21 protein-coding genes and 1 riboswitch are annotated in these 24,633 nt (G+C 63.9%); of the genes, 9 read left to right on the top strand and 12 right to left on the bottom strand.

All coding sequences use genetic code 11. From position 1 onward, the window contains the following. Positions 1-26: 26 nt before the first annotated feature. The 4 genes from QD408_RS05390 to QD408_RS05375 all read right to left on the bottom strand — a co-directional run bounded on the left by QD408_RS05390 (position 27) and on the right by QD408_RS05375 (position 6,366). On the bottom strand, positions 27-2,411 hold the full coding sequence (locus QD408_RS05390; protein ID WP_414138593.1) for a phosphoketolase: 2,385 nt from the start codon (positions 2,409-2,411) through the stop codon (positions 27-29). A gap of 70 nt (positions 2,412-2,481) precedes the next feature. After that, positions 2,482-3,660 carry an acetate/propionate family kinase gene (locus QD408_RS05385; protein ID WP_414138592.1) on the bottom strand — a complete coding sequence of 393 codons (1,179 nt, stop codon included), beginning with the start codon at positions 3,658-3,660 and terminating at the stop codon, positions 2,482-2,484. A gap of 117 nt (positions 3,661-3,777) precedes the next feature. Beyond that, positions 3,778-5,349 carry a putative bifunctional diguanylate cyclase/phosphodiesterase gene (locus QD408_RS05380; protein WP_414138591.1) on the bottom strand — a complete coding sequence of 524 codons (1,572 nt, stop codon included), beginning with the start codon at positions 5,347-5,349 and terminating at the stop codon, positions 3,778-3,780. Between the two features lie 468 nt (positions 5,350-5,817). Continuing rightward, entirely contained in the window at positions 5,818-6,366 is a 549-nt protein-coding gene (locus QD408_RS05375; RefSeq protein ID WP_414138709.1) for a histidine phosphatase family protein, read from the bottom strand. Between the two features lie 55 nt (positions 6,367-6,421). Next, positions 6,422-6,572: riboswitch (cobalamin riboswitch) on the top strand. Positions 6,573-6,597: 25 nt separating this feature from the next. Here QD408_RS05375 and QD408_RS05370 point away from each other — a divergent pair. The 3 genes from QD408_RS05370 to QD408_RS05360 all read left to right on the top strand — a co-directional run bounded on the left by QD408_RS05370 (position 6,598) and on the right by QD408_RS05360 (position 8,276). After that, positions 6,598-6,807, top strand: coding sequence for a CbtB domain-containing protein (locus QD408_RS05370; protein WP_088682755.1), 210 nt, complete (start codon positions 6,598-6,600; stop codon positions 6,805-6,807). 114 nt (positions 6,808-6,921) lie between these two features. Next, positions 6,922-7,656, top strand: a complete 735-nt coding sequence (locus QD408_RS05365; protein ID WP_414138590.1) for a CbtA family protein — start codon at positions 6,922-6,924, stop codon at positions 7,654-7,656. Continuing rightward, positions 7,653-8,276 (top strand): hypothetical protein, encoded by a 624-nt coding sequence (locus tag QD408_RS05360; RefSeq protein ID WP_414138589.1) that lies wholly within the window; start codon positions 7,653-7,655, stop codon positions 8,274-8,276. The genes QD408_RS05365 and QD408_RS05360 overlap by 4 nt, the downstream gene beginning before the upstream one ends. Here QD408_RS05360 and QD408_RS05355 read toward each other — a convergent pair. Further along, positions 8,261-8,923, bottom strand: a complete 663-nt coding sequence (locus QD408_RS05355; protein ID WP_414138588.1) for a sulfite oxidase-like oxidoreductase — start codon at positions 8,921-8,923, stop codon at positions 8,261-8,263. The two genes, QD408_RS05360 and QD408_RS05355, sit on opposite strands and share 16 nt — an antisense overlap. A gap of 111 nt (positions 8,924-9,034) precedes the next feature. On the opposite strand from QD408_RS05355, the gene QD408_RS05350 reads away from it, so the two are divergent. The 6 genes from QD408_RS05350 to QD408_RS05325 all read left to right on the top strand — a co-directional run bounded on the left by QD408_RS05350 (position 9,035) and on the right by QD408_RS05325 (position 16,907). After that, the gene (locus QD408_RS05350; protein ID WP_414138587.1) at positions 9,035-10,909 is read left to right on the top strand and encodes a sensor histidine kinase; all 1,875 of its coding nucleotides are present in this window, start codon (positions 9,035-9,037) and stop codon (positions 10,907-10,909) included. Then, positions 10,906-12,240, top strand: a complete 1,335-nt coding sequence (locus QD408_RS05345) for a sigma-54-dependent transcriptional regulator (RefSeq protein WP_414138586.1) — start codon at positions 10,906-10,908, stop codon at positions 12,238-12,240. The genes QD408_RS05350 and QD408_RS05345 overlap by 4 nt, the downstream gene beginning before the upstream one ends. A gap of 230 nt (positions 12,241-12,470) precedes the next feature. Next, a complete protein-coding gene (locus tag QD408_RS05340) occupies positions 12,471-13,454 on the top strand; it encodes a tripartite tricarboxylate transporter substrate-binding protein (protein ID WP_414138585.1) in 984 nt (327 codons plus the stop codon). Positions 13,455-13,673: 219 nt separating this feature from the next. Next, entirely contained in the window at positions 13,674-14,135 is a 462-nt protein-coding gene (locus tag QD408_RS05335) for a tripartite tricarboxylate transporter TctB family protein (protein WP_088682749.1), read from the top strand. A gap of 9 nt (positions 14,136-14,144) precedes the next feature. Next, positions 14,145-15,650: a tripartite tricarboxylate transporter permease gene (locus QD408_RS05330; RefSeq protein WP_414138584.1), complete on the top strand. Its 1,506-nt coding sequence runs from the start codon at positions 14,145-14,147 to the stop codon at positions 15,648-15,650. An 87-nt stretch (positions 15,651-15,737) separates the two neighbouring features. Then, positions 15,738-16,907, top strand: coding sequence for a M20 aminoacylase family protein (locus QD408_RS05325; protein WP_414138583.1), 1,170 nt, complete (start codon positions 15,738-15,740; stop codon positions 16,905-16,907). A gap of 116 nt (positions 16,908-17,023) precedes the next feature. Here QD408_RS05325 and QD408_RS05320 read toward each other — a convergent pair whose 3' ends face one another. From QD408_RS05320 to QD408_RS05290, 7 genes are all read right to left on the bottom strand, one after another. Beyond that, a complete protein-coding gene (locus QD408_RS05320) occupies positions 17,024-18,811 on the bottom strand; it encodes an adenine deaminase (protein ID WP_414138582.1) in 1,788 nt (595 codons plus the stop codon). Beyond that, positions 18,808-19,728 (bottom strand): nucleoside hydrolase, encoded by a 921-nt coding sequence (locus QD408_RS05315; RefSeq protein ID WP_414138581.1) that lies wholly within the window; start codon positions 19,726-19,728, stop codon positions 18,808-18,810. The genes QD408_RS05320 and QD408_RS05315 overlap by 4 nt, the downstream gene beginning before the upstream one ends. Positions 19,729-19,732: 4 nt before the next feature. Continuing rightward, positions 19,733-20,758, bottom strand: coding sequence for an ABC transporter ATP-binding protein (locus QD408_RS05310; protein ID WP_088682744.1), 1,026 nt, complete (start codon positions 20,756-20,758; stop codon positions 19,733-19,735). Continuing rightward, positions 20,751-21,530 (bottom strand): ABC transporter permease, encoded by a 780-nt coding sequence (locus tag QD408_RS05305; protein ID WP_414138580.1) that lies wholly within the window; start codon positions 21,528-21,530, stop codon positions 20,751-20,753. The genes QD408_RS05310 and QD408_RS05305 overlap by 8 nt, the downstream gene beginning before the upstream one ends. Beyond that, positions 21,527-22,354, bottom strand: coding sequence for an ABC transporter permease (locus QD408_RS05300; RefSeq protein ID WP_414138579.1), 828 nt, complete (start codon positions 22,352-22,354; stop codon positions 21,527-21,529). The genes QD408_RS05305 and QD408_RS05300 overlap by 4 nt, the downstream gene beginning before the upstream one ends. 66 nt (positions 22,355-22,420) lie before the next feature. Then, positions 22,421-23,443, bottom strand: a complete 1,023-nt coding sequence (locus QD408_RS05295) for an ABC transporter substrate-binding protein (protein WP_414138578.1) — start codon at positions 23,441-23,443, stop codon at positions 22,421-22,423. Beyond that, positions 23,444-24,487 carry a LacI family DNA-binding transcriptional regulator gene (locus tag QD408_RS05290; protein WP_414138577.1) on the bottom strand — a complete coding sequence of 348 codons (1,044 nt, stop codon included), beginning with the start codon at positions 24,485-24,487 and terminating at the stop codon, positions 23,444-23,446. It lies immediately after the preceding gene. Positions 24,488-24,633: the final 146 nt, after the last annotated feature.

The following is a 24,633-nucleotide window of genomic DNA, read 5'->3' as shown; positions in this document are numbered from 1 at the left end:
CGGGTGCGCCGGCGCAAATTTTCGCCTCACGCTGCCGGCCACACCCAGTTCCGCACCTCCGGCATGTCCTCGCCGTGCTCCCTGACATAGTCGTGATGCTCAGCGAGCTTGCCTTGGAAGGCGGCGAGCGCGTCTTTTGCCTTCTCCTTCAGGCCCGGTACGCGCTCGATGGCTTCGATGGCGAGGTGGAAACGGTCGAGCTGGTTGAGGACGGTCATGTCGAAAGGTGTGGTCGTCGTGCCTTCCTCGATGAAGCCGCGGACGTGGATGTTCTCGTGGTTGGTGCGCTTATAGGTCAGGCGGTGAATGAGATAGGGATAGCCGTGATAGGCGAAAATGACAGGCTTGTCCGACGTGAAGATCGCGTCGAAGGCCTCGTCGGAAAGGCCGTGGGGATGCTGGTCGCTGGATTGCAGTGCCAGAAGATCGACGACGTTGACGGTGCGGATCTTCAGTTCCGGAACGGCCTTGCGCAAGAGGTCGACGGCGGCGAGCGTCTCCATCGTCGGGACATCGCCGGCACAGGCCATGACGAGATCAGGAGCGATCGTGTCGTCCTCGTTGCTTGCCCAGTGCCAGATGCCGATGCCGGCCTCACAATGTTTCACCGCCTCGTCCATCGACAGCCATTGCGGCTCCGGCTGCTTGCCGGCGACGATGACGTTGACGCGGTCATAGGTGCGAAGGCAGTGGTCGCCGACCCAGAGCAGGGTGTTGGCGTCCGGCGGCAGGTAGATGCGGACGATATCGGCCTTCTTGTTGGCGACGAGATCGATGAAGCCCGGGTCCTGGTGGCTGAAGCCGTTATGATCCTGGCGCCAGACATGCGAGGTCAGCAGATAGTTCAGTGATGAGATCGGCTTTCGCCATTCGAGCTCGCGCGTCACCTTCAGCCATTTGGCGTGCTGGTTGAACATGGAATCGATGATGTGGATGAAGGCCTCGTAGCAGGAGAAAAGGCCGTGCCGGCCGGTCAGCAGGTAGCCTTCCAGCCAGCCCTGGCAGAGATGCTCGGAGAGCACCTCCATGACGCGTCCGTCCCGGGAGAGTTTGACGTCGTAGGGTTCGATATCCTCCATCCAGACGCGCTCGGTGACTTCGAAGACGCTGCCGAGACGGTTCGATTCCGTTTCGTCGGGGCCGAAGATGCGGAAGTTGGCAGCCTCCGTGTTGAGCTTCATCGTGTCGCGCAGGTATTGGCCGAGGATCTCCGTCGACTGCACCATGGCGCCGCCCCGCTTGCCGATATCGACCGCATAGTCGCGGATATCGGGAACAACCAATTCCTTGCGCAGCAAGCCGCCATTGGCATGCGGATTGGCGCCCATGCGGCGGTTGCCGGCAGGGGCGAGCGCGCGCAGCTCCGGGTTCAGCCGGCCGTCGGCGCCGAACAGATCTTCCGGATCATAGCCGCGCATCCAGTCTTCGAGGATCTTGCGATGAGCCTCATTCTCGCGGCAGTTGGAGACCGGCACCTGATGGGCGCGCCAGAAGCCTTCCACCTTCTTGCCGTCGACCTCCTTGGGGCCGGTCCAGCCTTTCGGGCTGCGCAGCACGATCATCGGCCAGCGCGGGCAACCGTCCCCGGCCTCACCGTTACGGGCCTGCCTGCGGATCTCGCCGATGCGGTCGAAGATCCGGTCGAGGGTCGAGGCCATCTTCTGATGCATGTCGCGCGGCTCATGGCCTTCGACGAAGAACGGTTCGTAGCCGTAGCCTTCGAAGAGATGCCTGAGGTCGTCATCATTCGCGCGGCCGAGAATCGTGGGGTTGGCGATCTTGTAGCCGTTCAGGTGCAGGATCGGCAGGACGGCGCCGTCGCGGGCGGGGTTCAGGAACTTGTTTGAATGCCAGCTGGCGGCCAGCGGCCCGGTCTCGGCCTCACCGTCGCCGACGACGCAGGCGACGATGAGGTCGGGATTGTCGAAGGCGGCGCCATAGGCATGGACGAGGGCGTAGCCGAGTTCGCCGCCTTCGTGGATCGATCCCGGCGTTTCGGGTGCTGCATGGCTCGGGATGCCGCCGGGGAAGGAGAATTGCCGGAAGAGCTTGCGCATGCCTTCGGCATCCTCGGAAATATCGGGATAGATCTCGCTGTAGGTGCCTTCGAGATAGGTGTTGGCGACCATGCCCGGTCCGCCGTGGCCGGGGCCACACATATAGATCATATCGAGATCGCTGGCGCGGATGAGGCGGTTCAAATGCGCATAGATGAAGTTGAGGCCAGGCGTCGTGCCCCAATGGCCGAGCAGGCGGGGCTTGATGTGTTCCGCCTTCAGCGGCTCGCGCAGCAGGGGATTGGCCAGCAGGTAGATCTGGCCGACCGAGAGATAGTTGGCGGCCCGCCAGTAGCGGTCGATCAGGGTGAGTTCGGCGTCGGTCAGAGCGGCGGTCGAGACATGCTTTTCCATCGGTTTCTCCCGTTCGAAAACCTGTTCACGTCAAATACGAGCGGGGCTGCCCGCCTGTCGTTGATCTGAATCAGTCACTGCCCAGAATGGAGATCGCCTCGTCGGCGATGACCTGCTCCTCATCGGTGGCGATGACATGGACGGCGATGCGGCTATCCCCGGCGCTGATGGCGAAGTCATTGGCAGCATTGGTCTTTTCGTCGATGGTGACGCCGAGCCATGACAGCCGGTTCACCACGCCGGCGCGGATCTCAGGCTGATGCTCGCCGATGCCGGCCGTGAAGACGACGGCGTCGAGGCCGCCGAGTGTGACCGCCATGCGGCCGATTTCGCCGGCAATGCGCAATGTGAAGAGGTCGATTGCCTGCCGTGCCTCCGGCCGGTCGTCCTTCAACAGGTCGCGGCTATCGGCGCTGATGCCGGAAACGCCGAGCAGGCCGGAGCGGTGATAGAGCAGGTCCTCGATCTCACCCAGGGATTGCTTCTTCTCGCAGGCCAGATGCAGGACGACGCCGGGATCGAGCCAGCCCGGACGCGTCGCCATCGGGATGCCGTCGAGCGTCGAGAAGCCCATGCTGCAATCGCGGCTGAGACCATGGTCCAAAGCGCAGAGGCTGGCGCCGCTGCCGAGATGGGCAATGACCACCTTTGCCGCTTGCGGCGACCTGCGGCGGAGTTCGCCGGCGATGAATTTATAGGAGAGGCCATGGAAGCCGTAACGCTTGATACCCTCCTCGTGCAGCGCCCGGGGGATGGCGAAGCGGCGGACGAGATCATCCTGTGTGGCATGGAAGGCCGTGTCGAAGGACGCCGTCTGGAGAAGGTGCGGCTTCAAATGCCTGAGCGCACGGATGAAGCGCAGCGCCTGCGGCTGGTGCAGGGGCGCAAGCGGGGTCAGCGCATCGACGGCATCGATGGCGGCGGCGTCGAGCGCGACCGGCCCCGTAAAGCGGTCGCCGCCATGGACGACGCGGTGCCCGGCGGCGCGCACGGCGGCAATGTCGAAATGATCGGCGAGGAGAGCGAAGGTCTCGTCGATGACGTCATGCAGGTCTTCCGTCACCTCTGACTTCAACGGCACCTCGAACCTCTGCGGTCCTTCCGTCAGATTGAGCGAAAGCGGCTCGGCGCGGAAATCGATCACCCCCTTGCCGATACGCCGCGCTCTGGCTCCCTCGATCGCGAAGATGCCGATCTTCACGGTCGATGAGCCGGCGTTGAAGGTCAGGAGGAGGTCGGTCGATGGCATGTCTTCAGAGACTCCGCACGAGGCGTCACGATGGCCGAACTTAGCGCCGGGGCTTCGGACGGAAAGGCATTTGTCCGCCGATCGGGCATTTTCGCTACATAGCTCGCAGTCGGTGAGTCAGGCCGTGGAGGCCAGATTGGCCTTGCGATCGTCAATGAAGATGCTCGCCTCGGCGGCGGGCATCGCCTTGCCGAAGAGATAGCCCTGGCCGATATCGCAGCCGAGCTGCAGCAGGAAGGCGAGCTGGCCGTGGTCCTCGACACCTTCCGCTGTCGTCTTGATGTTCAGGCTCCTGCCGAGGCCGAGCATGGCGCGGACGATCTTTTCCTGCCGTTCGTCGTCGCGGCAGGTGGCGGTGAAGCTCTTGTCGATCTTGATCTTGTCGAAGCGGTAGCGGGCGAGCTGGGCGAGGCTCGAATAGCCCGTGCCGAAATCGTCGAGCGCGATTTGAATGCCGGCCGCGTGCAGTTCGTCGAGGACGAGGGCGGCGACAGCAGGGTCCTGGATCAACGCGTTTTCGGTGATCTCTATTTCAAGGCGCTGCGGCGGCAGCCGGCTTGCGGAGAGAACCTTGAGGATGCGCGAGGTCAGCAGCTTGTCTTCCATCTGCACCGGCGAGACGTTGAAGGACAGCATCACCTGCTCGGGCCAGGCGAGCGCGTCGCCGCAGGCCTGGGCGAGAAGATCCTCGAACAGAGCGGTGATCATGCCGGTTTCCTCGGCGATGCCGATGAAGACGGGCGGCGGAATGTTGACGCCATCCTCGCCGATCCACCGGGCCAGCGCCTCGAAGCCGCAGAGCTGGCCGGTCTTGAGGTCGATCAGCGGCTGATAGAAGGGTTTGATCGCCTTCTTGGAGATCGCGGCGCGCAGCCTCGTTTCCAGCGCGGCGCGTTCCGCCACCTTGTCCTGCATCGAGGCTTCGAAGACGAGATGGTGGTTGGGGCCGCGCGATTTTGCTTCGTACATGGCAAGGTCGGCGCGGTGCGCGGCATTCTCAAGCGGTTCGGCTCCCTCGGCCCAGCGGTCGTAGCCGACGCTGGCGCCCACTTCGACGGCAAAGCCGTCTATGTGAATCGGCCGGGTGACGGCCTGGATCAAAAGCTTGGCGAAACGCTCCTCGCGCTGCGCCGTCAGGCCGAAGGCGACGATGATGAATTCGTCGCCGCCGAAACGATAGACGCAATCGGCATTGCCGATTGCGCAGATACGCTTGGCGACCTCGATCAGCAGGACGTCGCCGCCCTTGTGGCCGACGAGATCGTTGACTTTCTTGAAACCGTCGAGATCGACGGAGAAGATGGTGACGTTGCGAGCCCACTCCTCGATCTCGGCTTCCTCGTCCAGGATCGGCCGCGAGAGGATCTTGCGCTCGAAGGCGTAGCGGTTCGGCAGTCTGGTCAGATGGTCGTGGGTGGCTGTCCAGTCGGCCTTCGCCTGTGCGGTGGCGCGCAGCTCCATTTCCTTGCGCAGGTCGGCGATGCGCAGCACGGAATAGATGAAGCTCATGGCGCCGGCGATGCCGAGGGCAAGAATGAGCTTGTTCGCTCCGTACTTGCCGAAACCGGTCATGAAGGAGACGAGGCCGTCGTCGAAGTGCAGCAGCGTGCTGAGGATCCAGAGGGTTACTCCGAACACCACGACTGACACGCATTGCCTTCCGGCCCTGCTTTGGAAAAACGCCGGCATTATTGCCTTCTCCATCTCCACCCTGCGCCGAGGTATCACGAAAATCTGAAATGTTCGTTGAAACCAGAAGGCGAATTGTTGGAGAAGCAGCCTGTTTCGGCGCTACAGGGGCAGCGATTGCGCTGCGGCCGTTCGTCGGCGCGGCTGGGAAGACAGGGGAGTCGGGTTGAACGGCGAGGGGAGAGAGCGGGAAGAACGAGGGCGAGCGTGCTGCCGCATCGCTCGCCCTGTCTCGCTTTTTCAGGCGGTGACGATCAGCAGCGGGACGCTGACGACCAGACCGACCAGAATTACGGTGAACGTCGCAACCCGCATCAAACGCAGGCGCCGCGTACGCTCCCCACTCCAATCATATGTCATGTCTTCCATCTCCTTGGGACAAGGAAGTAGTCCCGGTCAAACCCGGTTCAATAGAGATGACGCTATTTGCTTGCGTAAGGCTGGACAGTATGAGGGGTATCTAATTCTCTAGAAGCGCAGTGACCAGCGCTGTCCATTGCTGGTCATACGAACGACCGCCAGCGGCTCGACGTCGATGAGCCAGAAGGACGGGAGCGGCGCCTCAAGCACATGCGCGGTCGCCGCCCGGATGACGGCCGGGTGGGTGACGGCGATCACATGGCCTCCGAGCAGGGATTGCTCGTCCATCCAGCCGGCGACGCGCCTGCGCAGGCCGAGAAAGCTCTCGCCTCCGTGTGGGGCGGCTTCCGGATCGCTCATCCAGACCACGAGATTCTCCGGCTCTTCAGTCCCGATCGCCGCTATCGATCTGCCGGCCCAGCGGCCATTGTCGCAGTCGGCAAGCCGCTGTTCCATTTCGGCTTCGAGACCGAGTGCTGCAGCGGTCTGGCGGGCGCGCAAAGCCGGGCTGGTGACGATACGGTCGGCGTGGGGCAGGCGGGCCATCCTGCCGGCTTCCTCGACCGCTTTGTCTTCCAGCGGTTCGTCGAGCGGAAACAGGGCCTTGCGGCTTGCCGCCGTCGCGCCGTGGCAGATCCAGGTGAGGCGCGTATTCACCATCGTTCCGATCTCCGCAATGTGGTGGGGACGGCGCTTTGCCGGCTCGTGAAGTTTCGTTGACAGTCTCTCCGGCGTGCAGATATAACCGTGGCGTTGCGGGTTTGGAAGCCGGTGGAAATCCGGCGCGGTCGCGCCACTGTGACCAGCGTGTCGAAACTTCTTCGCGCTGGAAGTCAGACCCTGCCGCACAACACTCTTTCGACTGAACGCGTCATTCCGGAGGAATACATGTCTGACACTACTTTTGCACCTGTCGCGGCACCGGCGCCGATCCCGGTAGGGGAAATCCTGCCCTGGGCGATCTTTGGCGGCCTGCTGATGCTGATCGTTCTCTATTTTGTCGGCACCGAGGAAGGCGCGATGGCGCTGTTCAACGGCATGTATGTGCACGAATTCGTGCATGACGCCCGCCATCTCCTCGGCTTTCCCTGCCACTAAAGCGCATCGCGATCTTTCAGATTCGCTTCTCGCGCTTTAGGTCTTTGTTTTACGCATGTCGTTCTCGCAAAACCGCTGCACAGTTTTGCGCGACATGCTTAGGGGGATACTGACATGGTTGGAAATCTTCTGCTTCGCGGCATGCTCGCGGGCGTGATTGCCGGCATCCTGATTTTTGCCTTTGCCCATACCTTCGGCGAGCCGCTGGTCGATGCGGCGATCGCCTTCGAGGAGGCGAGTGCCCAGGCGGCCGGCGAAGCCGCCGAACCTGAGATCGTCAGCCGGGCCACGCAGGCCGGTCTCGGCCTTTTCACCGGCGTCATGGCCTACAGCATTGCTGTCGGCGGGCTTTTTTCGCTTGCCTTCGCTTTCGTGCACGGCCGCCTCAGCAGCCTTTCGCCGCGCGGCACCTCGGCCGTCATCGCCATTGCCGCCTTCGTGGCGGTCGTTCTGGTTCCTGCCGTCAAATATCCGGCCAATCCGCCGGCGGTCGGCAATCCCGATACGATCGGTGTCAGGACCGAGCTGTTCTTCCTGATGATCGTCGTTTCGCTCGCCTCGCTGATTGCGGCGGTGGCGCTTTCGCGCCGCCTTGCCGGACGCTTCGGTCTCTGGAACGGCGCGATCATCGCCGGCTCCGCCTATCTCGTCTTCATCGGTGCGGTTCTCTATCTCTTGCCGCCGATCAACGAGGTGCCGGAGAATTTCTCGGCGATGGTGCTCTGGCGGTTCCGCACGACCACGCTCGGAATGCACGCGATCCTTTGGGCAGCGCTCGGTATTGTTTTCGGAGCGCTGGCCGAAAGGCGTCTCGGCGCCAAGAGTGGTCTACGGCCAGCTTTCCGGTGATCCGGCGCGACGACAGGCTTGGTGTTCTCCTTGGGGCAAGCCTGCTTCTCATCATCGCCGGTGACGCCTGCGCGCATTCTCGCAGCGCAGGCGGCAGCCATGGCGGTATCGATATCCCGGAAATTTCCCACGGCGAGATGGCAGTGATTTCGGACTATCGCCGTGGGATCATCGACCTCGCATCCCGTGCAGTCGATACCAACGAGCCGTTCCGCCGCGTGCTGAACTATGCCGAGATCCAATATTCCTATTGCCTGTGGGGCAGGGTGCCGGGCAGCGTGACGGACGAGGAAAGTCCGTTCAACGAATGCGCCCATGCCTATCTCGCGGCAACGAAAGCCGTGCTGATGGCGATGCGGGAGATGCCGCTGGAGGCGCCTGCAGCAGGAGAAATCATCTCCGCCGTCGACGCCGATATGGTGCGGCGTGGGCTTGCGCTCGTCACCTGCCAGTTCAGCGGCGAGGCCTTTAACACGGCCGATATCATCAAGCCGCGCTGGAGCAAGATACCACTTCATTTCGCCAGCATGGCGTCACTGGCGGGGCTTGCCGCCTTGTTGGGGTTTGCCGTCCTGGCGCTTCGCCGTTTCCTGCGGCCGAAGGCTCAATCGTCGGAATAACGCTGCTCGCGCCACGGATCACCAAGCATGTGGTAGCCGTTCTTTTCCCAGAAACCGGCCTCATCGGCAGCGATCAGCTCGATGCGGCGCAGCCACTTGGCGCTCTTCCAGAAATAGAGATGCGGCACGACGAGGCGCATCGGGCCGCCGTGATCTGGTGTCAGCGGCAGACCTTCCCATGAGGTCGCGAGGATCGCGTCCTCGGCGGCGAAATCGGCAAGCGGCAGGTTGGTGGTATAGCCGTCGTAGCTCGTCAGCATGACGTAAGCTGCTTCCGGCCTCGGCATGGCACGATCGAGCAGATCGCGCGTCGAAACGCCCTTCCATTTGTTATCGTAGCGCGACCAGGTGGTGACGCAGTGGATATCGCTGATCTTGCTGCTCTGCTCGATCCCCTGGAAATCGGCCCAGGTGAGGGTAAGAGTCGTTTCGACAAGGCCGCGTACCTCAAGCCGCCAGCTCTCGGTTGAGATGACGGGCTGCTGGCCGAGATCGAGCACCGGCCAGTTCTTGACGAGGTGCTGGCCGGGCGGCAGGCGCTCGGCCTCGGGGCGGCTGATGCGGCCGGTCAGGAACTTGCCCTCTGCCGCCCAGCGGCGCTTGGAGCTGGTGAGCTTGCTGTCGGCGGGCGTCTGGTCGTCGCTCATGGAAGGGGTCTCCTTGCGGTGCCGCAATAGGACATTCACCCCTGCGGAGTGTCAAGTTTCGGCGCGCTCTTGGAAAACCTCGCTTGCCTCATTAAACTGAGCCCGTCGGGCATGCCTTGCTGGGGAGTGAAGGCAGAAAGGGAGGAGCCGGATCTGTCTTCGAGATATCGTGCGATAGCGGCGCTGCTGGTGGTGCCGCTCGTTATTTTCGCCTTCTTCACCTATGGAAGCGCGATTGCGACGCGTGCCTATATGCAGGAAGCTTCGGCCCAGGCGGGAACGGCGCTGCGCCTTGCCGTCTCGGCGCTCAGCGGCCACCTTAACCGCTACGAGGCGCTGCCGGCGCTGATCGCCGATCACGACGATATCAAGGAACTGGTCAGCGCGCCTGACGACATGGTGCTGCGCGGTGCCGCCAATCTCTATCTCAAGGAGATCAACGGGCTCTTGAAATCCTCCGACATCTATGTGGTGAAGCCGGACGGGGAGACGATCGCGGCGAGCAATTATGATGGACCGGGAAGTTTCGTCGGCCAGAATTTCAACTACCGCCCCTATTTCCAGGAAGCGATCGAAGGCCGGCAGGCCCGGTTCTACGCTCTCGGCACCACGTCCCTGAAGCGCGGCTATTATTTTTCGGCCCCGATCAGGGTCGGCGCGGATATTCGCGGCGTCATCGTCTTCAAGGTCGATATCGACATGATCGAATCCTCCTGGAGCGGCGGGGAATACAAGATCTTCGTTTCAGATCCGGAAGGCATCATCTTCATGTCCGGCAGTCCGGAATGGCTCTACGGCGCGATCCTGCCGCTGACGGCCGACCGTATCGCCCGCACGGAAGCGTCGCGGCGCTATGCCAATGCGAAGCTCACGGCGCTGCCGGTGACGCGCCATCGCTTCGAGCCGCATGATCTGATGACGCTTGCGGGCGACCGGAGCTCAAGTGAGTATCTGGTGCTGTCGCATTACATGCCGGCCGAGGACTGGACGGTGAATGTGCTGATGGAGACGAGTTCCATCCGCGCCCAGGCGCGCACCGCGCTTGTTGCCGTCTTTCTCATCCTTTGCATTGCCGGGCTTGCCGTGGCGGTCATTCGCCAGCGGCGGGCGCGGCTGGCCGAGCGCATGCAGATGCAGGCCGAAGCGCGGGGTGAACTCGAGCGGCGGGTGGAGGAGCGCACGGCGGATCTTGCCCGCGTCAACAGCCGCATCGAGGAGGAGATCGCCGAGCGGCGGTTGACCGAGCAGCAGCTTCGCCAGACCCAGGCCGATCTCATCCAGGCCGGTAAACTTGCCGGGCTCGGGCAGATGTCGGCTGCGCTTTCGCATGAGTTCAACCAGCCGCTCGCCGCCGCCAAGACCTATACGGACAGCGCTTCCGTGCTGATCGATCGCGGCCGGACGGAGGAGGCGCGCGACAATATAAGGCGGATCGGCGGGCTGATCGACCGGATGGCCTCGATCAGCCGCCACCTGCGCAACTTCGCCCGCAAACCGAACGAGAAGCTCGGGCCGGTTCCCCTCGACGAGGCGATGCGCGATACGCTGGAGATCATCGCCTGGCGGCTGAAGGCGGCCGACGCCGAGCTCCGGCTCGATCTCGGAATGCGGCCGCCGGTCGTGCGTGCCGGCTCGGTGCGTCTCCAGCAGGTGCTGGTGAATGTGATCTCCAACGCGGCCGATGCGGTGGAAGGCCTGGATGACAGGCGTATCGAGGTTTCGGCCTTCGAGGAGGCCGGCAAGGTGGTGCTGACGGTGCGCGATCACGGACCCGGCGTGCCGGCGGCAATCGCCGAGCGTATCTTCGATCCCTTCTTCACGACTAAGGGTGTCGGCAAGGGGCTCGGCCTCGGGCTTTCGATCTCCTACAACATCGTCAAGGATTTCGGCGGCAGCCTGACGGCTGCCAATCATCCCGAAGGGGGCGCGGTGTTCCGTATCGAGCTGCAATCGGCGGCAGGGCTGATGCCGGAGGCAGCGGAATGAATGATGCGAAAATCCTGCTCGTCGACGACGAGGAAGAATTGCGCCGCTCGACGGCGCAGGCGCTGGAGCTCTCCGGCTTCAGCGTCGAGACTTTTTCGAACGGCGATCACGTGCTGGAGCTGATCGGCTACAGCTTTCCCGGCGTCGTCGTCAGCGATATCCGCATGCCCGGCATGGACGGCATGACCTTGATGCAGAAGATCCGCGAGATCGATCAGGAGGTGCCGGTCATTCTCGTCACCGGCCATGGCGACGTGCAGCTTGCGGTGAAGGCGATGCGTGAAGGCGCCTATGATTTCATCGAGAAGCCGTTCACGCCTGAAATGCTCGCCGGCGTCATCCGCCGGGCGATGGAGCGGCGCGGCCTCGTGCTCGAAAACCGGCTGCTGAAGGCAGTCGCCGGCAAACGCGACGATATCGAGGCGCGGTTGCCGGGCCGCACCCAGGTGATGGTGGATCTGCGCTACCGCATCCGCGCGATCGGCGCCAGCGATGCCGATACGCTCATCGTCGGCGAGACCGGGGCAGGCAAGGAGGTGGTGGCGCGCGCGCTTCACGATATCAGCGCCCGGGCGAGCCGGCCGTTCATTGCGATCAACTGCGCCGCGCTGCCGGCGAACCTGATCGAGAGCGAGCTCTTCGGCCACGAGCCCGGCGCCTTCCCCGGTGCGGTCAGGCCGCGCTACGGAAAATTCGAACATGGGCGCGGCGGCACCATCCTGCTCGACGAGATCGGCTCCATGCCTTTCGACCTGCAGGCGAAGTTCCTGCGGGTGCTGCAGGAGCGGGTGATCTCCAGGCTCGGATCGAACGAGGTCGTGCCGCTCGACGTGCGCTTCATCGCGACGAGCAAGGTCGATCTGGAGGCGGAGGTTGCCGCCGGCCGCTTCCGCGCCGATCTTTTCTACCGGCTGAACGTCGCGACGCTGCACGTGCCGTCGCTGTCGCAGCGGCGGGCGGATGTTCCGCTGCTCTTCCTGCAGTTGGTGCGGGAAGCGGCCGCCCGCTACGGCCGTGACGAGATTGCCGTGCTGCCGGAGGTGATCTCCGACATTGCCCAGCGCGACTGGCCCGGCAATGTGCGGGAACTCAGGAATGCCGCCGACCGTCTGGTTCTCGGCCTCGACAATGGCGGACGGCAGGCCGAAGAGGCGACCGGGCTTGCGGAGCGGGTCGCCGAATTTGAACGGGGGGTCATCGCCAGCGCGCTGGTGGCGCATGGCGGCAGCCTCAAGCCGGTCTACGAGTCGCTCGGGATTTCCCGGAAGACCCTCTACGAAAAGATGCAGAAATACGGCCTGGATAAGCGGATGATGATCACCGAAAGTTAGTCTTCAGCAGTTGGGCTGTGCTTTCTCTCCAGGTGCGATGGGTGGAATTCCACCCAGCGCATCCGCCGTTTGTTTCCAAATCGACCCATGCTGCATCGCACTGTCGCAGAATCCTCTTCCAAAAGCGGTGGCGATGATTGCGGGCCGATTTTTCCCGGCGGCAAATAGGCAATCCGAACCGGCGCGGAGGATGTGTCGGCGGGCTCGCTTATTTCATCAGGGAGGAAACGATGAAAATCCTGAAGGCCATGCTCGGACTGACCGCGGCTGCCGCGGTCTCTCTTCTCGCCGGCGTCGCTTCGGCGCAGACCTATCCCGAACGCACCATCACCATGGTCGTGCCCTTCGCCGCCGGCGGCCCGACCGATACGGTTGCGCGCCTCGTCGCCGAATCCATGTCGAAGGATCTCGGCCAGCAGATCGTCGTCGAAAATGTCGGCGGTGCCGGCGGTACGCTCGGCGCCGGCCGCGTGGCGAGTGCCGATCCCGATGGTTACACCATCCTGCTGCACCATATCGGCATGGCGACCAGCGCCACGCTCTACCGCAAGCTCGCCTATGACACGCTCGGCGCCTTCGATTATGTCGGCCTCGTCACCGAGGTGCCGATGACGATCGTCGCGCGCAAGGATTTCGAGCCGACCGACCTCAAGGGGCTGATCGACTACGTCAAGGCCAACAAGGACAAGGTGACGGTCGCCAATGCCGGCATCGGCGCGGCTTCGCATCTCTGCGGCATGATGTTCATGAGCGCCATCCAGACGCCGCTCACGACGGTTCCCTACAAGGGAACCGGCCCTGCGATGACCGATCTGCTCGGCGGCCAGGTCGATATCATGTGCGACCAGACCACCAACACGACGAAGCAGATCACCGGCGGCACGATCAAGGCCTATGCCGTGACCTCGCCGAAGCGCCTCGACGTGCTGAAGGACGTTCCGACGGCTGTCGAAGCCGGCCTGCCGGGCTTCGAGGTCGGCATCTGGCACGGCATCTACACGCCGAAGGGCACGCCGGCCGAGATCAACGAACGCCTGTCGAAGTCGCTGCAGGTGGCGCTGAAGGACCCGAATGTCGGCGCCCGCTTCGCCGAGCTCGGCACCGCGCCGTCTTCCGACGCCGATGCGACGCCCGCCGCTTTGAAAGCCAAGCTCGAAAGCGAGATCGCCCGCTGGAAGCCGGTGATCGAGGCTGCCGAGGAATATGCCGACTAGTCGTGAGGGGGTGCCAGGAGCCCCCTCACCCTACCCTCTCCCCGCTGGGGAGAGGGGACGTCCCATGTGTAGGCCGCATCCGCCGCAATGTCGTCGCTGTCGAAAGACGGGAAGAGCGTGCCGCGAGTCTTCTTCTCCCCTCGGGGAGAAGGTGCCCGGCAGGGCGGATGAGGGGGCGCCACGGTACGACATCAACCATCTCCAACTCCAGGAGACACCATGAAATCCATCAGTTTCGATACCACCAATGCGATTTGTGGCGGGCTTTTTGTCGCGACCGGCGCCTTTTTCGCCTTCCAGTCGCTCGGGCTCGAGCTTGGCACCGCCTTTCGCATGGGCCCGGGCTATTTCCCGTTCATCCTTGCCTGCGCGCTGATACTTCTCGGCGCGATCATCTTCATTCAGGCGCTGCGCGTGGAGGGTGAGCCGGTCGATCCCTTTGCCTGGCGCGGCATGCTCTTCATCCTGCCGGCTCCCGTCTTCTTCGGGCTGACGGTGCGGGGGCTCGGATTTGCGCCGGCTCTGTTCTTCACCGCCTTCATCGCCTGTTTTGCGTCGCGCAAGATGAATGTGGTGTCCGCGGTCATCCTCTCGCTGCTGCTGACGATCTTTTCGGTCGCTGTCTTCAGCTATGGGCTGGGGCTGCCGTTCGAGCGTTTCGGTCCCTGGGTCCGGTTCTAGGAGGCGACGGTGGATCTTTTCAGCAATCTCGCGCTCGGCTTCGCCACAGCGGCGACACTCGACAATCTTCTCTTTTGCCTGATCGGCGTCCTGCTCGGCACGCTGATCGGCGTGCTGCCGGGCATCGGCGCCACGGCGACGATCGCCATGCTCCTGCCGATCACCTTCCAGCTCGAGCCGGTCTCCTCGCTCATCATGCTCGCCGGCATCTACTACGGCGCGCAGTATGGCGGCTCGACGACGGCGATCCTCATCAACATGCCGGGCGAATCCTCGTCCGCCGTCACCGCGATCGACGGTTACCAGATGGCCCGCAAGGGCAGGGCGGGGGCGGCACTTGCGATCGCGGCTCTCGGCTCATTCTTCGCCGGCACGGTCTCGACCTTCCTCGTCGCGATCTTCGCGCCGCCGCTCACCGACATCGCGCTGCAATTCGGTGCGGCCGAGTATTTCTCGCTGATGATCGTCGGCCTCGTTTCCTCGATCGCGCTGGCGCATGGCTCGGTCATCAAGGCGCTGGCGATGGTGGCGCTCGGGCTGCTGCTCGGCCTCGTCGGCACCGATATCTACACCGGCACGCCGCGTTTCACGCTCGGCATCCGTGAATATGCGGACGGGCTGAATTTCGTGGCACTCGCCGTCGGTGTCTTCGGTGTGGCGGAAATCCTGCGCAATCTCGAGGGTGAGTCCACGCGCACGGTGCTGATGGCCAAGGTGTCCGGCCTCCTGCCTTCGCGCCAGGAATTCAAGGAGATGATCGCTCCCGTCATTCGCGGCACGGCGATCGGCTCGGCGCTCGGCATCCTGCCCGGCGGCGGAGCAATCCTTGCTTCCTTCGCCTCCTATACGGTGGAAAAGCGCATCTCGAAGACGCCGGAGGAATTCGGCAAGGGTGCGGTTGCGGGCGTCGCAGGACCGGAATCGGCCAACAATGCCGGCGCGCAGACCTCGTTCATTCCGCTCCTGACGCTCGGCATCCCGGCCAATCCCGTCATGGCGCTGATGATCGGCGCGATGATCATCCAGGGCATCGTGCCGGGCCCGAATGTCGCCACCGAGCAGCCGGCGCTGTTCTGGGGCATCATCGCCTCGATGTGGATCGGCAATCTGATGCTCGTCATCCTCAACCTGCCGCTGATCGGGCTCTGGGTGAAGCTGCTGACCGTGCCTTACTACGTGCTCTTCCCCATCATCATGGCCTTCTGCTCGATCGGGGTCTACAGCGTCAATTCCAACGTCTACGACCTCTATGCCGTCGCCTTCTTCGGGCTCATCGGCTACGTGCTGGCAAAGCTCCGCTGCGAGCCGGCGCCGCTGCTGCTCGGCTTCGTGCTCGGCCCGCTGCTGGAAGAGAACCTGCGGCGCGCGATGATCCTGTCGCGCGGCGACGCCACCACCTTCATCACCCGGCCGATCAGCGCCACGCTTCTGGCGATCGCGCTGGCCGTGCTCATCGTCGTCTTCCTGCCGAGCGTCAGGAAGAAGCGCGAGGAGGTGTTCGTCGAAGAGGCTTGAGGGTTGAAGTCGCAGCTTGTTTGATGAACAAGGAATGATCTGAGGCGGGCGCCGTTCGGCGCCCGTTTCGCATGAAGGGATATTCCCATGAGCATTCCCGCTGGGATCAAGGACGATCTGCCGTTCCTTACCGCCTTGCGCCGCGATCTGCACGCCCATCCGGAACTCGGCTTCGAGGAGGAGCGCACCGCTGGTATCGTCGCGAGGCTTCTCGAAGAGGCCGGGATCACGGTGCATCGCGGGCTTGCCGGCACCGGCGTCGTCGGCACGCTGCAGGTCGGCAATGGTACGCGCCGGATCGGGCTGAGGGCCGATATGGATGCGCTCGCCATGCCTGAAATGGCTGAGCGGCCCTATAAATCGACCGTGCCGGGGAAGATGCATGCCTGCGGCCATGATGGCCATACGGCAATGCTGCTCGGCGCTGTGCGGCATCTTGCGGCGACGCGGAATTTTTCCGGCACGGTGCATTTCATCTTCCAGCCGGCCGAAGAGGGCCGCGGCGGGGCAAAGCGCATGGTGGAAGAGGGGCTCTTCCGGCTTTTCCCCTGCGATGCCGTCTATGGCCTGCACAATATGCCGGGGCTGGATGTCGACGAGATTGCCGTGGTCGAAGGGCCGCAGCTCGCCTCCTCCGACAGCTGGCGCATCACTTTTCGCGGCGTGGGCACGCACGGCGCCAAGCCGCATCTCGGCCGCGATCCGATCACGGCGGCCGGCACTTTCCTGTCGTCGCTGCAGACGATCGTCGGGCGGGTGGTCGACCCGCTGCAGCCGGCCGTCGTCAGCGCCTGTTTCCTGCAGGCAGGCGATGCGAAGGCGCTGAACGTCATTCCGGATAGCGTCGAGATCGGCGGGACGGCGCGGGCCTATTCGCCTGAGGTGCGCGACCAGCTGGAAACCGAGATCGGCCGATTGGCCAGCGGAACGGCCGCGATGTACGGCATATCAGCCGAATATCGTTTCGAGCGGCGCATTCCGCCTGTCCTCAATGATGCGGATGCGACCGCCCGGGCGCTCGCCGCGGCGGGCACTGTTTTTGGCGAGAAGGTGCGGACGAGCTTTCCGCCTTCGACGGCGGGGGATGATTTTGCTTTCTTCGCTGAGAACGCACCGGGTTGTTATGTCTGGCTCGGCAATGGGCCGGCGGTGGACGGGGCGCTGCATCACAACACGGCTTATGATTTCAACGATGGGGCGCTTGGATATGGGGCGGCTTATTGGGTGGCGTTGGTGGAGCGGGAGTTGAAGGTATAGGTCGCGTTTGCGGCCCCCTCATCCGCCCTACGGGCACCTTCTCCCGCTGGGGCGAAGGGGGAATCGAGAGGGGGCTGCACGGCACTCGCTCTCGTTTGCGGTCCGTGCGTCCCGACTTACAAAACCTCGAGCACCGGACTCCCCAGCACCTTGCTCGTCACCACATCCGCGATCCCCCGGTCCGTCTGATGCGGGCCGGCGTTGCAGGCGAGTGTTGCGCCGAAGCAGGCCTTGAAGACGCGGTAGGGCGGTTTCCAGTCGGCGATTTTGTCCATGGCTTTGCGGATGTTGGCGAAGGCGAGGGCCGTGTCCTGCAGCGAGGCGTCGGTGACGAGGCCGGAGAGCGGCAGGGGCAGGAACGCCTCGATCCGGCCGTCCCTGGCGACGGCCATGCCGCCCCCGGCTGTGACGACGGTGTTGGCGGCGAGCGCCATGTCGTGGGCGTTGCCGCCGAAGACGGTGAGGTTGTGGCTGTCATGCGAGACGGTGGTGCAGAAGGCGCCGCGCCATTCGCCCCAGCCGGTGAGGAAGCCGATGCGCGGGATGCCACTGGCCTTTCCATGGCGATGGACGACGGCGATCATGGCGCTTCCCGCCGGCGGCACGACGAAGCCGTCCCGGACTTCCGTTTCGGCCTCACCCCATTGCGTGAAGCGTGGGCGGTCGATGGTGGCGACGCGGACGCGCGCGCCTTTCGCAGGGATGCGGAAATCGTTCTCGGTGAGCGGCGGCAGCTTCACGGAATTGGTGAGCGGCGCGGTATCGAGCGGTTGAACGGCTGCCTCCATGCCGCCATTGCGGGCGACGATGCGGCCGCCTGATATGACGAGGCGCGCGCGGAATTCCGTGAGATCTTCGAAGAGCACGAGATCGGCGCGGCGGCCGGCGGCGATGAGGCCGAGATCGGAGCGCTTCAGCCGTTGTGCCGCATTGAAGGTCGCTGCACGCAGCGCCCATTCCGGCTTCATGCCGTAGCGCACCAGGCGTCTGATGACGTCGTCGAGGCCGCCGCTTTGGTAGAGTTCATCGGGAAAGACGTCGTCGGTACAGAGCGTCACGGTCGGGGGCAGGTGGCCGAGACCGTTCAGCACCTCGACGAATTCTTTCAAGAGGTGATCGTGGGAGCCGCGCAGCTCGATCGTCAGGCCGGCGGAAAGCTTGGCGGCGAGGTCGGCGCCCGAGGTGAGTTCGTGGTCGGAAGTGACGCCGGCTGCCATGAAGGCGTTGAGGTCGGCGTCTTCGAGGCCGCGGGCATGGCCGCAGACGAGCTTGCCGGAGGCAAGGCCTGAGTTGACGATGGCACTCATGCGTGGATCGCCATCGATGACGCCGCGCATGTTCATGACCTCGGCAACGCCGCCGACGGCAGGCGAGCGCAGCATCTCGGCGATAATGGAAGCGTCGAAATCGGCGCCGGCAAGCTCCAGGCCCGGTGCGGAGGGCACACAGGAGGGGGCGAGCAGGATCATGCGCAGCGGCAGGGCGCGCGCCGCCTCGATCGCCCAGCGCACGCCGTCGAGGCCATGGACGTTGCCGAATTCATGCGGGTCCCAGACGACCGTACTGACACCGCGCGGAAGCACCGCGCTCGCATATTCTGCAGGCGTCACCATCGAGCTTTCGACATGCATGTGGGTGTCGATCAGGCCCGGCGTGAGGATGGTGCCAGTTGCGTCGATGATTTCTAGCGCGTCCGTGCGGCTTGCGGGGGCATGGACGCTTGCGATCAGCGCGCCGATGAGGCCGATATCAGCCTCTCGGATCAGGCCCGTCACGGCATCGAGCAGGCGGCCGCCGGTAATCAGCATATTGAATGGGGCGTCGCCGCGGGCGGCGGCAACGGCGCGGGCGCGCAAGGCGGGATCGTTGAGATCGAAAGGTTCCTGACGAGGTGTGGCGTTCATTTGCGGGCCTCGTTGACCAAAGCGGTGAGAATGATGGCGCGCGCGCTGTCGGCGTCGATGTCGGCGGCAAATTGCGCGTTGAAGGTCGCATGCGTGGCGCGGGTCTCGACGACGGTGCGGCCACGGGTGAAGGCGCCGTGCAGTTCGACGTCGATGCGCGCGGGGCGGAAGCTGACGATGTCGGAAGCGACGAAGGCGACGGCGGCGGAGGGATCGTAGATCGCCATGCCGGGACGGCCGCGGCTGGTGCCGATGCTGATATAACCGGAAAACATGTCGGCGATCAGTTCGGCATTGACGCCGCCGGCATTGCGCACCGGCTCGGCATCCTCGGGCTTTGCCACTACCTTGCGGCAGAGGTCGAGGTCGACCATGCGCAGCGGCAGGCCATGGGCGATGATAATTGCCAGTGCCTCGGGATCGGCGAGCGCGTTGAATTCGGCCGAGGCCGTATGGTTGCCCGTGGTGACGCCGCCGCCCATCCAGACGAGGTCGGTGATGCGGGCGGCAAGATCGGGGCGGGCGAGCGCTATTGCGGCGATATTGGTGAGCGGACCGAGCGCCAGGATGCGGTGTGGCCCGTTGCCCTCGAGCCAGCGGCAGAGCGCGGGGAAGGCATCGCTCTCGGCAAGGGCAGGGGCATCAGGCAGGTTCTTGCCTGATGTCGGGATGCCGGTTTCACCGAGGATCGCCTGGGCGGTTTCGAGCTTGCCGAGAACGGGCGCAGCACGGCCGGTATGGATGGGAAAGGTCCAGCCGAAGGCGGCCGCCGCCCCGGCGGCATTCGCCCTCACCTGCGGCAGCGGCGCATTGCCGAAAACCAGCGAGACGCCGTCGATTGCATATTCCGACTGCGCCACCACCAGAATGGCGGCGATGTCGTCGAAGCCCATGTCGGTATCGATCCACACACCCATGATGTCACCCGAAGCGTTTGAGATTGGCTGCACCGGCAACCGGCAGGTCGAAGGCGAGCGCGCTGCCGATCGCGTGCGTCGGCAGGCTTGCGTCGATCTCGGCCTTGATGGCCCCGAGCGGCGTATCGAGGAGATATTCGCGGCTGTTGCCGGCGAAAGACGTGCCGCGAACCGTGCCCTGGAAAGGGCCGGAGCCGAGAGTCACTGCGCGCGGACGCCAGGCCAGGCCGGCCGCGGCTTGCGGCGCCGGAACAGAAAGAGCGACGGGACCATTCGGCGTCGCAAGCTTTCCTTCCTTCAGCGCGAAGACATTGTCGAAGCCGACGAAATCGGCGACGAAGGCGGAGGCGGGATGGTTGTAGATCTCCTCCGGCGTGCCGATCTGCTCGATGCCGCCGTTCAGCATCACGACGATGCGGTCGGCAAGCGCTAGGGCTTCCACCTGATCGTGGGTGACGAAGATCATGGTGACGCCGGTCTCCTTCTGCACGCGCTGCAATTCCGCGCGCATTTCCAGGCGAAGCCGGGCGTCGAGGTTGGAGAGCGGCTCGTCGAGCAGCAGCACCTTCGGCTCCATCACCATGGATCGCGCGAGTGCTACGCGCTGCTGCTGGCCGCCGGAGAGTTCGGCGGGCTTGCGGGCGGCGAAGGTGGTGAGGCCGACGGATTTCAGGCCGGCGCCGACCCGGGCATCGAGATCGGTGCCCGAGATGCCCTTGAGGCGCAGGCCGAAGGCGACGTTTTCGTAGACCGTCAGATGCGGGAAGAGGGCATAGGATTGGAAGACGAGGCCGACGGCGCGTTTGTTGGCGGAGACGCGGGTGATATCGGCGCCATCGAGGCCGATGCGGCCGGATGCCGGCGTCAGCAAGCCGGCGATGGCGCGCATCGTCGTCGTCTTGCCGCAGCCGGAGGGCCCGAGAAGGGCGACGAGCTCGCCCTTGCCGATCGCGAGATCGAGCTCTCTTACGGCGACCGTATCGCCATAGGCAAGCGTCAGCTTGTCGAGTTGGAGGTAGGCATCAGACATAACGCGAAAATCCCAGGAAGCGTTCGGCGAGGAAGACGATGCCGATCGACAGGAAAGCGAGAAGGGCGGAGAGCGCCGCGATGGATGGGTCGTAGGTGGTTTCCATGTAGCCCAGCATGTCGATCGGCAGCGTCCGTACACCCGGGCCGGAAAGGAAGAGCGAGACCGGCACCTGATTGAAGCTGGTGACGAAGCCGAGGATGAAGGCGGCCAGGATGCCGCCGCGGATATTCGGCATCACCACGCGGAAGAAGGCCCCGAGCCTGGAGGAGCCGAGCAGGACGGCGGCTTCCTCGATATCCGAGCGCAGATTGTCGAGGCTCGCCGAGACGACGCGCACGGCATAGGGCAGCACGAGGGCCGCATGGGCGAAGAAGAGGGCGAGCGTGATGTTGAAGCCGAAAGGCACGACGAGATAACGCAGCAATGCCAGGCCGACGATGATGCCGGGCACGATGATCGGCAACGAGACGATGGTGCGGACGGTTTCGGCTGCGGGCAACCGGTAACGCGACAGGGCATAGGCGGCGGGGATGCCGAGAATGAGGGCTGCCAGCGTTCCGAAGACGGCGAGGAACATCGACATGGCGAAGCTGTCGCGGAAGCTTTCGATGGTGAAGACCTTCATCACCCAGCGCAGCGACAGGCCCTGCGGCGGGAAGGCCAGCGTGTCGCCCGCCGAGAGCGAGGCGGCGATGATGATCAGGAACGGGCCGATCAAGAAGACCAGCAGTAGGAAGAGCACGACGGGCGAAAAGAGACGGATGCTCATCTGCGGCTCCTCGCCGTCGCAAGGCGTTTCAGCAGGATGTTGGCGGCAAAACTCATGACGATCAGAATGAAGGCGATGACGCTTGCCGAGACGAAATCATTGGCGACGGACACCTGCTGGTACATCAGCGTTTCGAGCATCAGCACCTTGGAACCGCCGAGGATGGCCGGCGTGATGTAGGCGGTGAGCGAGCCGGTGAAGACGAGCGTGCCGCCGATGACGAGGCCTTCTCTGGTCAGCGGCAGGACGACTTTCCAAAAGACCTGGAACCAGTTGGCGCCGAGCACGCGGGCGGCGGGGATCGCATCCCTCGGCATGTTTTCGAGCGCGCTGATCAAGGACAGGATCATCAGCGGCAGGAAAAGCTGCAGGAGGCCGATGAAGACGGCGGTCTCGGTGAAGAGCAGGCGCAGCGGCTCGGCGCTGAAACCGAGGCCCGTGATCGCCTGGTTGACGATGCCCGTGCGGCCGAGAATGACGATCCAGGCATAGGTGCGCGCCACCGGCGAGATCATCAGCGGCAAGGTGATGAGGCCGATCATGCGGCCTTTGCCCTTCGGCGGCAGGTTGACGATGGCAAAGGCTGCGGCATAGCCGATGACGGCCGAGACGGCGGTGACTTCGAGGCCGAGCCGGAAGGAGCGCAGGAAAACGGTGCGGTTCAGCGTCTCGGAAAAGAAGCCGGTATAGGCCGACAGCGTCCAGGCGCCGCCGGCGCGAAAACCCTCCGACAGCAGGATTGCGACGGGCAGCAGGAAGACCACCGTCGCAAAGAGGGCTGCCGGCAAGGCAAGCGCCAGGGCTTCCGCGCGGTTCTGGAACATGAGGCGCCTTTCCAGGAGAGGAGGGGCGGCCCCGGCGGGAGACGCCGGGACCGATTCACGAGGGCTTTACTGGCCGACTTTCTCGTTCCAGGTCTTCAGCCAGCCGGCGCGGTTGTCGAGGGCGATGGCGGAAGGGATCAGGTTGAGGCTCTTGGCCGTTTCCTCGCCATAGGTGAGGTTGCCGGCGGCGGCTTCGGAAAGCTTGACCTCGCTGTTGGCAGGGCTGTCGATCAGCTTTTCGGCGAGCTTGGCCTGGGTCTCGGTCGAGAGCCAGAAATCCATGAACTGCATGGCTAGATCCTGGTTCTGCGAACCTTTGGTCAGCACCAGCACGTTCATGCCGCCGGTCTGGCCTTCTTTCGGCGTTGCCCAGGCGACGGGAAGGTCGAGCTTGGTGAAACCTGCCCAGGAGAACCGGCCGATGGGGGCTGCCCAGATTTCCTCCTGCTGCATCAGCTGCACGAGCTGCGAGGACTTTTCGTAGAAGGTGACGATGTCGTCCTTCTTCTCGCCCAGCGCTGCGATCGGGCCTTGTAGATCAGGCGTATCCTTGCCGAGCGCCAGGCCCAGCATATAGAGCGCTGGCGGGCCCTGATTGGTGGTGACGTTGGGGAAGGCGACATGACCGACATATTCCGGCTTCAGGAGGTCGGCCCAGGACTCGATCTTCATCTTGTCGGAACGATAGGCGATCGACGTGGCATAGAAGGTATAGCCGACGCTCATGCCGTCGCCGTTCGGATCCTTGGCGACGTCATAGAGCTTGGCGAAGTTGGCAAGCTTGGCGGTATCGACCTTCTCGATCAGGCCGGCGCGCGATGCGGCGAGCGCATCCGCCATCGAAACGGCGGCGAGATCGACCACGGGATTGGCTTTGTTCGCCTCCATCTTAGCCAGCCGCTCGACGCTGTTGCCGGTCTCGACCACCAGCTTGCAGCCGCATTGGGCTTCGAAAGGGTCGTAGACCAGCGTTTTGAAATCGTCCTGTGCGAAGGCATAGACGGAAATGGTCAGTGTGCGTTCGGCCGCGGAGGCGCCGAGCGGAGAGAGTGCGGCGAGCGCCACCGACGCAAAGAGAGCTTTTTTCATCTACATGTTCTCCATCTCTGAGGTTTTTAGTGCCGGGCTCGCAGGCCCGGATGATTGGCGGACGACCAGCTGCATTGCAACGCGTTCGATCTCCGCGGTAACGAGCACGCCCTCGCGGGAACGGCTTTTTCTGATGGTATCGGCCAGCGCCGACACGGCAATCCCGGCAATCCTATCCATGTCCATCCTGACCGTCGTCAGCGACGGCGTGACAACAGGCGACCAGATGAGATCGTCGAAGCCGGTGACGCTGACATCGGCGGGAACGTTGATGCCGGCCTGCTGCAGCTCCGTCAGCGCGCGTAGCGCCTGCAGATCGGAGAGGGCCGCGAAAGCGGTGAAACCCTGCCGGGCTTTTTCGGCGAGGCCGAGCGGGCAGCCCCTGCCGCCATCCAGCTCCACCTTCTCGATCCATAGCGTCTCGGAATACATGCCCGGGCGCATGCCAGCGCGGATGCCGTCGGCGCGGTCGTTCTGGACGCTGGACTCCTGATTGTTGCCGATGATGAGAATGCGCTGATGGCCGAGATCGGCGAGATGGAGGGCGATTTCGCGGCCGCCCTGCCAATGATCGGCGGAAACGGTATTGCCAGGCGTCGAGGGGGTGTCGATGACTGCGACCGGGCAGGCGGCGGACGAAATGCGGGTAGCGCGGCGGGGAATGACGACCATGCCGTCGACACCGCGCTCGACCAGGCGATTGATCGCCTCGGCCTGGGCGGCGGCGTCGCCGCGGGAATCGGCGATCAGCACACCGTAACCTGCTGCGGAGGCGGCAAATTCGATCGCCTGCGCGATCTTCGGGAACAGAGGATTGGCGATATCGGGCAGCACCAGGCCGAGAACGCCGCTGCGGCCGGTCCGGAGCGCGCGGCCGGCCTGGCTCGGGACATAACCGAGCTCGGCGGCATGTTCGCGGATTCTTTCGACCAATTGGCCGGAGACCCTGCCTTTGCCGGAGAGCGCATTGGAGACGGTCGCGATGGAGACGCCGAGCGAGGTCGCTATCCTGCTGAGGTTCGGTCCCGGGCGCGATGAAGCCATGATTGAGAACATTCTGATTAATCGTTTAATCAGTCCTATAGCAGCTCTTTTGGCTTGTCGAATCCAAATCCTGCTCATGCGGGATTATTTCCCGAATTCGCCGGGCATGAAAAAACCCCGCGAGGCGATCGCGGGGTTTGGTATTT

It is taken from the genome of Rhizobium sp. BR 249 (genome assembly GCF_047445895.1).
Taxonomy (GTDB): Bacteria; Pseudomonadota; Alphaproteobacteria; order Rhizobiales; family Rhizobiaceae; genus Rhizobium.
This window is presented reverse-complemented; position numbering and strand designations above follow the sequence as displayed.

Bases quoted from the DNA above. Each gene is read 5' to 3' on its own strand.
- QD408_RS05390 (WP_414138593.1), bottom strand. From the start codon at position 2,411: ATGGAAAAGCATGTCTCGACCGCCGCTCTGACCGACGCCGAACTCACC.
- QD408_RS05385 (WP_414138592.1), bottom strand. From the start codon at position 3,660: ATGCCATCGACCGACCTCCTCCTGACCTTCAACGCCGGCTCATCGACC.
- QD408_RS05380 (WP_414138591.1), bottom strand. From the start codon at position 5,349: ATGCCGGCGTTTTTCCAAAGCAGGGCCGGAAGGCAATGCGTGTCAGTC.
- QD408_RS05370 (WP_088682755.1), top strand. From the start codon at position 6,598: ATGTCTGACACTACTTTTGCACCTGTCGCGGCACCGGCGCCGATCCCG.
- QD408_RS05365 (WP_414138590.1), top strand. From the start codon at position 6,922: ATGGTTGGAAATCTTCTGCTTCGCGGCATGCTCGCGGGCGTGATTGCC.
- QD408_RS05355 (WP_414138588.1), bottom strand. From the start codon at position 8,923: ATGAGCGACGACCAGACGCCCGCCGACAGCAAGCTCACCAGCTCCAAG.
- QD408_RS05350 (WP_414138587.1), top strand. From the start codon at position 9,035: ATGCCTTGCTGGGGAGTGAAGGCAGAAAGGGAGGAGCCGGATCTGTCT.
- QD408_RS05345 (WP_414138586.1), top strand. From the start codon at position 10,906: ATGAATGATGCGAAAATCCTGCTCGTCGACGACGAGGAAGAATTGCGC.
- QD408_RS05340 (WP_414138585.1), top strand. From the start codon at position 12,471: ATGAAAATCCTGAAGGCCATGCTCGGACTGACCGCGGCTGCCGCGGTC.
- QD408_RS05335 (WP_088682749.1), top strand. From the start codon at position 13,674: ATGAAATCCATCAGTTTCGATACCACCAATGCGATTTGTGGCGGGCTT.
- QD408_RS05325 (WP_414138583.1), top strand. From the start codon at position 15,738: ATGAGCATTCCCGCTGGGATCAAGGACGATCTGCCGTTCCTTACCGCC.
- QD408_RS05320 (WP_414138582.1), bottom strand. From the start codon at position 18,811: ATGAACGCCACACCTCGTCAGGAACCTTTCGATCTCAACGATCCCGCC.
- QD408_RS05315 (WP_414138581.1), bottom strand. From the start codon at position 19,728: ATGGGTGTGTGGATCGATACCGACATGGGCTTCGACGACATCGCCGCC.
- QD408_RS05310 (WP_088682744.1), bottom strand. From the start codon at position 20,758: ATGTCTGATGCCTACCTCCAACTCGACAAGCTGACGCTTGCCTATGGC.
- QD408_RS05305 (WP_414138580.1), bottom strand. From the start codon at position 21,530: ATGAGCATCCGTCTCTTTTCGCCCGTCGTGCTCTTCCTACTGCTGGTC.
- QD408_RS05300 (WP_414138579.1), bottom strand. From the start codon at position 22,354: ATGTTCCAGAACCGCGCGGAAGCCCTGGCGCTTGCCTTGCCGGCAGCC.
- QD408_RS05295 (WP_414138578.1), bottom strand. From the start codon at position 23,443: ATGAAAAAAGCTCTCTTTGCGTCGGTGGCGCTCGCCGCACTCTCTCCG.
- QD408_RS05290 (WP_414138577.1), bottom strand. From the start codon at position 24,487: ATGGCTTCATCGCGCCCGGGACCGAACCTCAGCAGGATAGCGACCTCG.